Source organism: Shewanella sp. SM68 (genome assembly GCF_025653925.1).
Lineage (GTDB): Bacteria > Pseudomonadota > Gammaproteobacteria > Enterobacterales > Shewanellaceae > Shewanella > Shewanella oncorhynchi.
Map to the genome: position 1 here is coordinate 47,915 of NZ_JAKKRU010000008.1, position 13,989 is coordinate 61,903.

Below are 13,989 nucleotides of genomic sequence, written 5' to 3' on the forward strand. Positions count from 1 at the left end.
GTCCACTTCATTTAATACTCTTCCCTGCAAAAAACATAAAAAACGTCCCGATGCCGTTCAATTGTTAATGAAAGCTTAACTGAAACTTAAATGTTGTTTCATAAGGAAAAATTAGTAAAAGTTAAATTTAAAAAGTGTGATCTACCTCCAAAGTAATAGGTATAAATGGGCTTGCGCTCAAAAAATAAACATAGCGTTAACAGTAATATTTCATTCGAGACAAAACGTGCTCAATTAAAAAAAGAAAAGTATTCGATAGCTTGCAAATTGAGACCAACGGTCAAAGCACTAATCTACCCTGCAAACTTTAGTGCTCCACTCCGTCCTTTATTCGCATATTGGATCAAATGGAGATTATGATGAGAATTTTCACCTCTAGAAAACTGGCATATTTAGTTGCCTTAGCACTAACTGGCGCCCTTGTTGGCTGTGGCGATGATGGTAAAGATGGTGTAGATGGAGCACCAGGAACGCCCGGTATCCCTGGAACACCCGGTGAACCTGGAACACCCGGTGAGCCTGGAACACCGCCCCCTGTCACCAGTTCTACTATGACTAACGTCAAAGTGATCAACTATAGCTTTGGCGAAGGCAGTATCACTTACGAATTTGAAATTACAGATGAAAACAATAACCTAATCAACGGACTGTTAAATGCTCAAGCCAAAGTGGCTGCACTAACAGATAAAGGCTTCATCACTAACCGCACCGAAGCTGATAAAAATGGTGTTGCAGATAACGTCCATATTGGCGGTGAAGCAACTCAAGCAACCGTCGGCGCTGAATTGACCGCTTTAGCTGATGGTCATTACCAATTTAAAGTACCAATGAAAGGGGTTAATCCAAGCACTGAAGGTATTGTTTGGTTACGTGTCGGTGGTAATAATGGTATTGCGACCTCTAAACCTCTGGTCGTTAACAAACCTGAAGGCACCCATTCAACCACAACTGATAGTTGTTACTCTTGCCATATCGACTACTCAACAAGCCCTCGTCGTCATGCAAGCTATGTCGCTACTGGCATGGACAGCGAAGTCACCTTCGTGGAAGGCTGTTTAGTGTGTCACGGTTCAGTTAGCCGTGCAGTTGTCAATGCTGAAGGTTTCTCTACGGGTGGCTATGACAAACACCCTATCTAAAATTGGTCATATCAATCACCAAGATTTTACTAAAGACTTTTCAGTACAAAACTGTACATCTTGTCACGTTGAAGCACCTAAAAACATCAACGTAGCTGGACCAGGTTGTATTGATTGCCATGACAGTGGTGGCGTACCAGGGGCTATTATCCCAAGTAATGGTGCGGATCTGCGCATTATGCACGAAAGCAAAGCGGGTATAACCGAACGCCAAGCGATTCGCGCTAAGTATAAATTAAGTCTATCAACACCTGTTAAAGTAGATGATATTTCTACCAAGACAGACCACTATGCGCCGACAGGTGCTGCGGCAGCAGTAACCGCCCCAGGCTGGTGTACAACACTGACAGTGAAAGACACCGATGGTAACGTCTTTAGCATTAAAGACAACTTTAACTATTCTAGCCCGCTAGTATATGACGCTAAGAAACCCGTAGTTTATGCGGGCGCTTATTTACATTCCTATGAAAATGGCAGCTTAGTGGGTCGCCCAGGTAACCGTACTAACTACTACTATGGTTACAACACTGACGGCACTAAAAATATCTGTCATTTACTGACAGATATCAGCGCAGTGAATGCTAACTATGTTTATTCTGCCCGCGTGACATTCAGTACCGCTGGTTGGATGGAATATGATGGCAAGCAACGCTACCAAAGTAATGGCAGCCTAAGAGCGACAGGTTATGATGGTTCTATGGGCATATCCTTTACGGCTTACTCAGATGTCGTTAACCCTGTCACCACTCAAAAGGTCTCTGGCTTCGAACGTCGTGAGATAGCGAGTACTAACAGCTGTACTACTTGTCACAACGATGCCACTGCGTTCCACAAAAATGGTGCCTTCGATGAAGGTGGTAAAGCTTGTATCGCCTGCCATGACAACGGCATGGAACGTACTTCAGCAGCCTTAGGCGCAGGTTTTGGTCCTATGGTGCACAGCTGGCACTGGGGTAATGGCGCTAAAGTCGGTGAAGTTAAAGCTGATGGAACTCAAGCGCAAACCGCTAACGGTGCAGGCGCGATTGAAGCCTCTACTAGCTGCGTTGCCTGTCATGAAAAAGCGATTGATTTAAGCAAAGTGCCAAATCAATACATCGCTGAGCCAGGTAGCAAAATGACAAGCCCAGTCACCGCTAACTGTTATGCCTGCCACACTAGCGATTCAGCTAAGGCGCATATGGCAAGCAACGGTGGTGAAATCAGCATACCAAAGGTTGCTGACTGGTTTAAACAACCGACCTCTGAATCCTGTGCAGTATGTCATGACACAGGTAGAAGTTCTGGTATTGATAAATACCACAAGTTTACTCGCTAATTAATCATCTCATCATCGCGTGATTAAGAAGTAAGTAAAAAGCGGTACCTATTTTCCCTGCAAGGAAATAGCCAAAGGAGTCTCGCTAATGCGAGGCTCCTTTTTTACTTAGACATTACCCGATAACAAGCCATTTTCAGTCCTATTTAAGTTACTAACGTTACAGTCCTAAAAAAACAACAATTCAAAGGAAGTCACTCAATTATGCGTAAAAGTTTTATTGCCATCGCCATCGGCGCCACTCTCACCGCCGGATTCATGGCAGGTTGCAGCAGCACAGAAACTAAAGCACCTAACGTTATCTCGGTACAAACCCAAAACCCGCTGTTCCAAGCCAGTAACCTGCAGTATCAAGCCCCTGATTTTAGCCTCATCAAGAATGAGCACTTCGCGCCAGCCCTAGAGCAAGGCATGGCAGAGCAGTACCAAGAAATTCTCGCAATAGCCAATAATCCGGCAGCAGCAACCTTCGATAATACGATTGTGGCTATGGAGAAAAGCGGCGCCCTACTCAACCGTGCATCAAGCGTGTTTTATAATTTAGCAGGGTCAAACAGCAATCCAGAACTGCGTAAAATCCAAGGCGAAATGGCGCCAAAAATGGCGGCCCACTCAGATAATATCAACTTAAACCCAGCGCTATTTGCCCGTATCGAAGCCATCTATAACGACCGCACCAACTTAGGGTTAACCCCAGAAGCCGTGCGTTTGGTTGAGGTGTATCACCAACGCTTTATCATGGCTGGCGCTAAACTTACCGATGAACAAAAAGTTAAAATCCGCGCGTTAAATGAAGAACAATCAACACTAACGAATGAGTTCTCTCAGCGTTTATTACGCTTAACCAAAGAAATCGCCGTTGTGGTGGATTCAAAAAGTGAACTTGCTGGATTAACCGACGGTGAAATAGCTTCAGCCGCGAACGATGCCAAAGCGGCAGGTCACGATGGCAAGTATCTGATTAACATCACCAACACCACTCGCCAACCTGTGTTGGCATCACTGGAAAACCGTGAGCTACGCCAGCGTATTTGGGAAGCCTCAGCGAACCGTGGCTTAACTGGTGAAAACGAAACTGCGTCACTCGTATCTCGTTTAGCGAAACTCAGAGCCGAGCGCGCAACACTATTAGGCTATGAAAACTGGGCAAGTTATCGATTAGCACCGCAAATGGCCAAAACACCCGAAGCGGTTTACAGCATGTTTGGTTCAATGGTGCCTGCGGTAGTTGCTAACACAGAGAAAGAAGCGGCCGACATTCAAGCGATGATCACTAAAACCGGTGGGAAATTTGAACTGGCACCGTGGGACTGGGAGTTTTACGCAGAAAAAGTCCGCCAAGAAAAATACGCTCTCGATGCCAATAGCATTCGCCCATACTTCGAATTTAACCGCGTGCTCGAAGACGGCGTATTCTACACACTCAAAGAACTCTATGGCGTCACCTTAAAACCACGCCCAGATTTACCGGTTTACCATCCCGATGTAAAAGCCTACGAAATGTTTGATGCCGATGGCTCAAGCATGGCCATTTTCTACGCCGACTATTTTGCCCGTGAAGGTAAACGTGGTGGCGCTTGGATGAGTTCGTTCGTCGGTCAATCCTTCCTCGAAGGCACTAAACCTGTGGTCGTCAACGTGATGAACATAAAGAAAGCGCCCGAAGGTCAACCCACATTCGTCAGCTATAACGAAGTCACCACTATGTTCCATGAAATGGGTCACGGCACCCACGGCATGTTCTCTAAAGTGACTTATCCAAGTCTGGCGGGTACCTCGGTTTCACGCGACTTTGTCGAATTTCCATCGACGTTTGAAGAAGATTGGGCCGCCCATCCAAAAGTGTTAGCGAACTACGCGAAACACTATGAAACAGGCAAACCCATTCCCGATGAACTGCTGCAAAAACTGCTGAAATCTGGCAGCTTCAACCAAGGCTTTGACACTCTGGAATACATGGCCGCCGCATTAGTAGACATGGAATGGCATTCATTAAGCCCAGAGACGCCGCTGCAAGATGTACCAACCTTTGAAGCCAATGCCCTGAAAAAGCACGGCTTAAACATCAGTGCCGTACCTCCGCGTTATAAGTCGACCTATTTTGCCCACGCCTTCCCCGGCGGTTACTCGGCAAGTTATTACGCTTATATGTGGAGTGAGATTTTAGCGGCGGATGCGTTTGCCTATGTACAAACCCAAGGCGGGCTCAATCGTGAAATCGGCATGAAGTACCGCAAAACGATCCGTGAAGTGGGTAATAGCATAGCGCCAATGGACGCCTACAAAAACTTCCGCGGACAAGAGCCAACCACGGAAGGCTTACTTAAACGCCGCGGTCTAGATCAAGCACGCTAAGCTAAGAGTTGATAGCCTTGATGCTATAGACTAGAGATAAAAACAAACTCAGCCTTAACCAAAAAAATCAGCCAGCATAATGCTGGCTGATTTATTTTGACTTATTTGTCGTGAACGTTTGCAGTGAAAGGTTTCAATTAACGTCTAGCTAATTGTGCCTTTAGATTTGATTTTAAGTACGATAATACTGATCACAAATGCCACACTACAAGCCACTAAACCCGCGACAACAGACTCGGTAAATCCAAGTGCCACATAACCCACTAAGCTAATAAACGCCGCAATAAGTGCATAAGGTAGCTGAGTCACCACATGGTCAATGTGGTGGCAACTGGCGCCCGTAGACGACAAGATAGTCGTGTCGGAAATTGGTGAACAGTGATCGCCAAATACAGCCCCCGCCAGCACAGAGGCAAGCATAGGCAACATCATGCCTGTGTGACTTCCCATAGCCATATCAGCAGCAATCGGCAACATGATCCCGAACGTACCCCAGCTAGTACCGGTTGAGAACGCAGTAATACCTGCTAGCACAAACATTAAGGCGGGTAAAAACGCGAACGGAATATTTCCTGTTGCTAAACTCGCCATAAACTTACCGGTTTCGAGTTGACCAATCACCCCTGCGATTGTCCAAGCAAATAACAGGATGTAAATCGCCGGCAGCATAGAGCGAGCGCCCTGCACTATACCTTTGACTATCATCAATTTCTCAACGCCTTGCACTAAATTCAATATCAGCGAAACCGCTAGACCAATTAATGCACCAAAGAAAAGTGATGAACTGACATCGGTTTTCTCAAAAGCAGAAATAATATTAAATTCAATCCCTTCCGCCGCGAGTACTTGAGCGCCACTGTTAATCATAAAATAGAGGGTTGCAAATACCAACACGGTAATCGGCAGAAATAGACCTAAAATCTTACCGGTTTCGGCTTCAGGTAAATCCGCGTTCGCCCCAGGCGGTAATCCTTTAGACTCATCGTATAAATTACCACGTTGGGCATTGAGCTCATGCTCACGCATTGGCCCAACATCTAATCCCATAAAGACAACAAAAAGTAATAATAACAAGGAGAAGATTGCGTAAAAGTTCATTGGAATCATTTGAATAAAAATACTCAAATGACCCGTATCAGCAAAACCATGGGCAGTTAATATCCCGCCAATGAGTGCGATAATATAAGCACCCCAGCTCGAAACTGGAGAAATAACGCACACAGGCGCCGCAGTAGAATCTAATAAATAAGCTAACTTAGCGCGGGAAACATAATAACGATCAGTAACAGGTCGAGCGACCGAACCAACAACTAAACTATTGAAATAATCATCAATAAAAACTACGCAACCTAAAAACATGGTCAATAGTTTAGCGTCACGTTTATTACGTATATGTAAACGAGCCCAATCGGCAAAAGCCCGCGCGCTGCCACTTACGGTAATTAACGCTGTGATCATTCCCAGTACAATTAAGAAACCGAGAATATATAAGTTCCACGAATTTAGACCTTTATCAGTCCAAAAAAGCCCTTTAACGCCATTAAATACAAACTCACCCGTTGCTAAAGGTGAAAATTGATTGAGCAATAAAGCACCAATTAAAATACCTAACCCCAAAGAAAGCAGTACACGGCGAGTCAAGATCGCCAACACGATAGCCACCGCAGGCGGCAACAAGGAAAGTGCCGAATCGGCATAATTCATAACAGTCATTGATTATTATCTTCGTTAAATACGAATGGAGGGCGACTGAACTGGTGGGAAAAGGCAATAGATACCCAAGGTCACCTGTCCTATCAGTAGCGCTCCATAGTAACTATTCCCAATATCCATATCGGAAAATACTATGGCAGTGCTGCACCTATTAGGTACAACCCCAGCAGTTGATCGTGATAAATCGAACCACTTCGGCACCAAATCCTTTCGCAATCGATCAACGGAATCACCCTACTGATCACTACTAATATTTGGCGCGCCTCTACTTCTAAGAACGCCCTTGCACGGGCGTGAGGCACATAAAAACATAAGCGGCTTAGCAGATGCTACCGCAAAGCCACTTAATGTGACCTAGATCACAGATAAAATCAACTGAGACTTGTAATCAGCTCAGGAACCGCCTCAAACAGATCTGCAACGAGTCCATAATCGGCAACTTGAAAAATCGGCGCTTCAGGATCTTTGTTGATTGCAACGATGACTTTAGCGTCTTTCATGCCGGCTAAATGTTGAATCGCGCCAGAAATACCGACGGCAATATACAAGTTTGGCGCAACGATTTTACCGGTTTGACCCACTTGTAAATCGTTAGGCACAAAACCTGCGTCAACTGCAGCGCGTGATGCGCCAACGGCTGCACCGAGCTTGTCAGCAAGTTGCTCTAACATACCGAAGTTTTCACCACTGCCCATGCCTCGGCCGCCAGATACGATAATGCCAGCATTGCCTAACTCTGGACGGGCAGAAACTGTCAGCGATTGAGAAACAAACTGAGTTCTCGCTTCAAACACTTTATCAAGTGTCGTCACAGCCGCACTGTTACCTTCTGGCGCAGCGTCAAACGCACTGGCGCGCACTGTTATCACTTTAATGGCATCATGGCTTTGCACTGTCGCTAAGGCGTTACCCGCATACACAGGGCGCACAAAGGTATCGGCATTGACGACGGTAATAACTTCTGAGATTTGCGCGACATCTAATAATGCTGCAACGCGCGGAAGCGTATCCTTACCTAAACTTGAAGCCGAGGCCAGAATGTGACCATAGTTTGGCGCTAAGTCCACCAGCAATTTGGCAAAATTTTCCGCTAAATGCGCTTCATACACGCTGGCATCAGCAACGAGTACTTGGCTAACACCTTGTAGTGCCTGCGCCGCTTGGACAACCGCGCCACATTGGTGACCCGCAACTAAGACATGTACTTCATCGCCTATGGCACGGGCGGCGGTAACAATTTTTGCCGTATCGAGTTTCAGTGCAGCATTATCATGTTCAGCTAATACTAAAATGGCCATTAGATCACCTTCGCTTCATTTTTTAACTTTTCAACTAGCTCAGCTACCGACTCTACCATGATGCCCGCTTTACGTTCAGCTGGCGGAGTGACCTTCACAATCGTTTGGTGACTCTTTAACGTCACGCCTAAGTCTGCCACAGTAAATACTTCTAATGGCTTACGCTTGGCTTTCATTATGTTAGGTAGTGAAGCGTAACGGGGTTCGTTCAAACGTAGATCAGCGGTCACGACAGCAGGTAAAGGCAGCTTGAGAGTTTGCATGCCGCCGTCAATTTCACGGGTGACTTGTAATGTATTCGCTTCTAATTTGATTTCTGAAGCAAAGGTCGCCTGTGGCATATCCATTAACGCGGCAAACATTTGGCCAGTTTGGTTATTATCACCATCGATGGATTGCTTACCAAAAATCACCAGCTCTGCTTGTTCTTTGTCTTGTACCGCTTTGAGCAATTTGGCGATAGACACTGGCACGAGCTCTTCTTCAGTATCGATATGAATTGCACGATCTGCGCCTAATGCAAGCGCGGTACGCAGTTGTTCTTGCACGGCTTTATTACCAATACTGACAACAACCACTTCAGTAGCGCTACCCGCTTCTTTTAAACGAACCGCTTCTTCTACTGCGATTTCACAAAAAGGGTTCAACGCCATTTTTAGGTTTGCAGTGTCAACACTTGTATTGTCAGCTTTGACCCTGACCTTCACATTGGCATCAACAACGCGCTTAACGGGCACCAATACTTTCATAGGGTTTCCTTCCTACACTTTCATGTACATGGACAAAACATTGGTTAATACCAATGCAGGATAGAGCAACTTTACGTCCTGTTAACGTTAACGTCAACCAAAGTCAAACGCCTGTTTGTATTTTTTAATCCGCTGCAACGGCCACTTTTTTGGACACTTATTTGAGGGAATAAGAAAAGTTCAAAAAATAAATAATATTTAATTTCCTTAAAACGCATAATTTTATTTGATTCGAGCTATATTAGTTTCTATCATTTAGGTGTTGTTCACCATTATCCTGTATTAAAAATAGAGTGGGACGAAAATAGATATGAGCGAATTTTTAGAGATATTAACTCACGGCCGTCGTTTTAAAGCTGCAGTAAAAGAACTTAGCGTTGAAGAGTTACGTGATTTAGCCGACAAATTAGATAAAATTTTAGTAGAACGCGAGTCTATGGCTGAGGAAGAAGAACAAGCCATGGCAGCTCGTAATGCTAAGATTGAAGAAATCCGTCAACAAATGGAAGCCGTTGGTTTATCAATTGATGACTTAGGTGGCGTAGCTGTTAAAGCTGCTGCAAAGAAACGCGCTCCTCGTCCAGCCAAATACCAAATTGAAGTTGACGGTGAAATGGTTCAATGGACTGGCCAAGGCCGTATGCCTACCGTATTTAAGAACGAGATCAACAAAGGTCGTTCTATGGAAGATTTCTTAATCTAATCCAACCAAGTGTGATGGCGCTAATTTGCCAACACCAGTTTGCATAAAAGCTCGCATTATTTGCGAGCTTTTTTATATCCATCAATCGTTTCAAACTTAAACGACAGCCGTTAATTCCGCACCTCACTCCCGCTCAAATTACGTTACAATTCAGCCTTAGTATTTACATCTGCTTTCAGTTACTCTTTGTTCACCCTCACTCGATTGAATAAAATAATGCAGATAAACAATAAGATAATGATAAGCTGCAGCATAATCGCTAGCTTAGTATCACAAACAACATTTGCCCAACTCAATACTGGAACAACATCCAGTAAACTCACTGCATTTACCCATGCTGAATTAATTATTGCCCCGGGAAAGCGTTTAAGCGATGCCACTTTATTAATTGAAAATAATCGAATTAAAGCCATTATTGAGCACAACGACATTCCCGCTGGCGCATTTAGAATCGATTTGAGTGGTTATACAATTTATCCCGGATTTATCGATCCTTTTACTGATTATGGGATTGAGTTCGAATATCCCAAACTTAAGCTCACTCGCCCCGTCTATGATATAAAGCGTATCGGTGGTAATGCGGAAAATGGTGCAATTCATTCTGAAAAAGAATGGTTTAATTACATTTACCCCAATAAAGAACGCGCAAAAGAGTGGATTAATAATGGTTTCACCAGTGTGCAAAGTAGCAAACTCGACGGTATCTTCCGTGGGACGGGTGTCAGCCTTTCATTAGCAGACAAAACGGCTAATGAAGTGATTTATCGCGCCCGCAGTCAACCTTTTATGGCATTTGATAAAGGTTCGTCTGAACAAGATTATCCCTCATCATTAATGGGCAGCATTGCACTTATTAGGCAAACCTTTGCCGATGCAAATTGGTATAACCAAAATAAAAACAAACCTGCCAATGGCGCAATAAACAATCAAGTCGAATTTAATATTGCCTTTGAGCGTTTAGATAATTTAGCCGATAAGCAAATTATCTTTGAAACCAAAAATCTCAACGACCAATTACGTGCAGCCCATTTACTCAAAGAACATAAACTGCCAGCCAACCTACTTGGTAATGGTCAAGAATACTCACGCATCAATGAGTTAAAGGCGCTGAACTATCCGTTGATCTTACCTTTAAACTATCCGCAGGCGCCCGATGTAGGGACAGATGACGCTGATCGTGAAGTGTCACTGGCGGATTTAAGACAGTGGGAACGTGCACCAACCAACCCTGCGGCGGTAGCTAACGCAGGTATCCCCTTTGCGTTAACGCAGTTTGGGATTAAGACCGATGCCTTCTGGCCGCGCCTACGCCAAGCCATTGCCCAAGGTTTAAGTGAAGAAAACGCTCTCGCGGCACTCACCACCCAAGCCGCAGAGATGACAGGCACCGCCGACTTTACCGGTAAACTCGCGCCCGGTTATATGGCTGACTTTGTTATCACTAAAGGCAATATCTTTAAAGATGGCCAGATCTACAGTGTTTGGTTGCAAGGTCAGGAGCAAAGTCTGCGCTCACTTCCCCAAGCACGATTACTGGGAGATTACCAATTAAGCCTCAATAACCTCACGCTAGATTTATCGCTACATGATGAAAGTAAAAGTGATAAACCCAACATCCAAGGCAATTTAAGCAGTGGCGAACAAAGTATCTCACTCACTCAACTTAAGTTAGATGATAACGGAAGATTGAGCTTTACTGCCGATTTGAGCGCCGCAGGCATTAACGGCCTTAGCCGCTTTACGCTGTGGATGGCCGATGACGGCATTCAAGGTCGTATGGTCGATGCAAAAAGTCGCACTACAAATGTTGCCGGTGTCGCTTTAACTCAAACTGCAAAGCTCAAAAAAGCAGACCAAACAAGCAATAATGCTCCCAAGAATGAAGCCAGCACGAGCCTAGTGAGTCACCTCACCTTCCCTAACGTCGCTTACGGACTGAGCGAAGCACCTAAGGTGGAGAAGCTACATATCAAAAATGCCACCCTGTGGACATCGGATAAACAAGGTATTCTCGAACATGCTGATCTCTTGATGGCCAATGGCCGCATCGAAAAAATTGGCCAACAATTAAGTACACCATCAGGTTATCAAGTCCTCGATGCAACAGGTAAACATCTCACCGCCGGCATAGTCGATGAACACTCGCATATCGCCATTAATGGTGGCACTAACGAAGGCACGGATGCTGTGACTTCTGAGGTACGCATTGGCGATATTATTAATCCCGACGATATTTCAATCTATCGGGCCTTAGCGGGTGGAGTCACCAGCGCGCAATTACTCCACGGTAGCGCCAACCCTATCGGTGGCCAATCACAACTGATCAAAATGAAATGGGGCGAGTCGGCCGAACAACTCAAATTTGTTAACGCGCCCGCCAGTATCAAATTTGCTTTAGGTGAAAACGTCAAACAGAGTAACTGGGGCGAGAAATTTGTTCAGCGCTTCCCCCAGACTCGCATGGGAGTAAAAGCCTTATTTGAAGAAACCTTCGACGCTGCTATCGCCTATGAAAAGGCGTTAAAAACCTATGATAATCTGCGCTCCAGCGATAAAAAGAAAACCATCGCCCCGCGTCCAAGTTATCGTCTGCAGGCGGTCGCCGAAGTATTAAACCAGCAACGCGACGTACATATTCATTCCTATGTACAGTCAGAAATCCTGATGTTTATCCGCTTGGCCGAGGCCTATCACTTTAAAGTACAAACCTTTACCCATGTGCTCGAAGGTTACAAAGTGGCGAGTGAACTGGCTGCCCATGGTGCTGGCGCATCGACCTTTGCCGATTGGTGGGCCTATAAGTTTGAGGTGTATGATGCGATTCCGCAAAACGCTTGTCTGATGCAAAACAAGGGGGTGACCACCAGCATTAACTCAGACGATTATGAAATGCAGCGCAGACTCAACCAAGAAGCGGCTAAGTCTATGATGTATTGCAATATGTCGAAGGAAGATGCTTGGAACATGGTCACTATTAATCCGGCCAAGCAATTAAGAGTCGATGAATTTGTGGGTTCACTTACTCCAGGAAAAATGGCCGATGTCGTGTTGTGGAACGCAGAGCCACTGTCGATTTACGCCAAAGTGACACAGGCATGGGTTGAAGGAAAACGCTATTTTGACCGCCACCAAGACCAAATTGCCCAGCAAGCTGTGGTGAACGAGCGAGCCGCACTTATCCAAAAAATTCTCAGCAGTGATGACCAAACTAAAGCGGGTGAAAAAGTCACGCCACTCAACGAGCCACAGTGGCACTGCGACACCCACTATCAAGCATGGGGCCACGCTCATGAGGGAGCCAAATAATGCAACATTTATCTAAAACCGTTTTGTTTGTGGCGCTACTCGGCGCAATTTGCATCACGCAGGCCCCAGTTATGGCCAATGATATCGTACCTACGCCTAAACAAAGCCGCAGCGTACTGATAAAAAACGCCACAGTGCACACAGTCACTCAAGGCGTGCTCAGCAACACTGACGTCTTGATTGAAAATGGCAAGATCACGGCCGTTGGGCCTCAACTGACCAGCCAAATCAACAATGCAACCGCAGAAACCAGTGACACTCAAATCATCGATGCCAGCGGTAAACACTTGTATCCGGGCTTAATCGCCTTAGACACCAGCTTAGGCTTAGTCGAAATTGAAATGAGCCGCCCAACGGTTGATAACGCCGAGGTAGGCTATATCAATCCGCAGATCAGCACGGCCACAGCTTACAATGCGGATTCGGAGCTCATCCCGACCATACGTTACAACGGCATTACCCACGCACAAATCGTTCCGAGCGGTGATGGGTTAGCAGGACAATCGGTACTGGTGGATCTCGATGCATGGACGATTGAAGATGCGATGACACCAAGTGCTGGACAGTTCCATGTCTATTGGCCGCAAATCAAACGCATGCCAGAAGATGAAAAAGAGAAAGCCAAGGCCATCGAGAAAAATCAGCAGGCGATCGACAAGCTCAATATCGCCTTTGAAGATGGCTATCGCTATTTCTTAAGTGATAAGGCCAACGGCAAAGACAAAAACCAGAATGAAGATCCACAGTCTGCGACCAACAACCTGCGCTGGCAGGCCATGTTGCCGCTATACCAAGGCAAAGCGACACTGTTTGCCCATGCCGACAGTGTTGGCCAAATTGAGCAAGTGATCGCTTTGACGAAAAAATACCAATTCAAATTGGTGATTGTCGGCGGATACGATGCATGGCGTTTGGACTCAAGCCTAAGGGAAGTTAAGGCTGGAGTCATTTACCCTCATACCTTGAGTCTGCCTAAACGTAAAGATGAGCCAGTCGATTTACCCTTTAAGATCCCATCTTTACTCGCCAATGCAGGTATACCCTTCGCCCTTGGGTTCTCATCGGACTGGAATAGCCGTAACCTCCCCTACGCCGCAGGTTACAGCGCCGCTTATGGTTTAACGCCTGAACAAGCACTTAAGTCCATCACCTTAGATGCCGCAAAGTTGCTAGGTGTGGAGGATTTAGGTGCGATAGCGGTGGGATACCAAGGCAGTGTCGTGCTGTCAGAGGGGGACATTCTCGACCCTATGACCAATAAAATTGAGGCAATCTGGATTGAAGGACGGCAGATAGATCTGAATAATCGCCATCAGCAGCTTTATCAAAAGTACCTTAAGCGGTAGAATTTACTCAGATAATAATATCGCATCGGCGCAGCCTACCAAGGCTGCGCAGTTTTCTCCTC

The 13,989-nt window shown here is 45.6% G+C and carries 7 protein-coding genes, 1 pseudogene and 1 riboswitch; of the genes and pseudogenes, 5 read left to right on the forward strand and 3 right to left on the reverse strand.

The annotated features are described in order from the left end of the window. Positions 1-359 precede the first annotated feature (359 nt). Positions 360-2,457, forward strand: a pseudogene (locus tag L5M40_RS13775) (multiheme c-type cytochrome). A gap of 204 nt (positions 2,458-2,661) precedes the next feature. Continuing rightward, a complete protein-coding gene (locus tag L5M40_RS13780) occupies positions 2,662-4,812 on the forward strand; it encodes a M3 family metallopeptidase (protein WP_263166619.1) in 2,151 nt (716 codons plus the stop codon). A gap of 144 nt (positions 4,813-4,956) precedes the next feature. Here the strand turns inward: L5M40_RS13780 and L5M40_RS13785 are convergent, their stop codons facing one another. The 3 genes from L5M40_RS13785 to L5M40_RS13795 form a co-directional block, all read right to left on the reverse strand. After that, positions 4,957-6,525 (reverse strand): Na+/H+ antiporter NhaC family protein, encoded by a 1,569-nt coding sequence (locus tag L5M40_RS13785; RefSeq protein ID WP_263163498.1) that lies wholly within the window; start codon positions 6,523-6,525, stop codon positions 4,957-4,959. 79 nt (positions 6,526-6,604) lie between these two features. Then, positions 6,605-6,801, reverse strand: a riboswitch (Lysine riboswitch). A gap of 95 nt (positions 6,802-6,896) precedes the next feature. After that, the gene (locus L5M40_RS13790) at positions 6,897-7,823 is read right to left on the reverse strand and encodes an electron transfer flavoprotein subunit alpha/FixB family protein (RefSeq protein ID WP_131523133.1); all 927 of its coding nucleotides are present in this window, start codon (positions 7,821-7,823) and stop codon (positions 6,897-6,899) included. Continuing rightward, positions 7,823-8,572, reverse strand: coding sequence for an electron transfer flavoprotein subunit beta/FixA family protein (locus L5M40_RS13795; protein ID WP_263176953.1), 750 nt, complete (start codon positions 8,570-8,572; stop codon positions 7,823-7,825). Before L5M40_RS13795 ends, L5M40_RS13790 begins: the two co-directional genes overlap by 1 nt. Before the next feature lie 310 nt (positions 8,573-8,882). Here L5M40_RS13795 and L5M40_RS13800 point away from each other — a divergent pair, with 310 nt between their 5' ends. The 3 genes from L5M40_RS13800 (at position 8,883) to L5M40_RS13810 (ending at position 13,927) form a co-directional block, all read left to right on the forward strand. Next, entirely contained in the window at positions 8,883-9,275 is a 393-nt protein-coding gene (locus L5M40_RS13800) for an H-NS family nucleoid-associated regulatory protein (RefSeq protein WP_028761125.1), read from the forward strand. 216 nt (positions 9,276-9,491) lie between these two features. Next, positions 9,492-12,581, forward strand: a complete 3,090-nt coding sequence (locus L5M40_RS13805) for an amidohydrolase family protein (RefSeq protein ID WP_263176954.1) — start codon at positions 9,492-9,494, stop codon at positions 12,579-12,581. Continuing rightward, entirely contained in the window at positions 12,581-13,927 is a 1,347-nt protein-coding gene (locus L5M40_RS13810) for an amidohydrolase family protein (RefSeq protein ID WP_263176955.1), read from the forward strand. Before L5M40_RS13805 ends, L5M40_RS13810 begins: the two co-directional genes overlap by 1 nt. Positions 13,928-13,989: the final 62 nt, after the last annotated feature.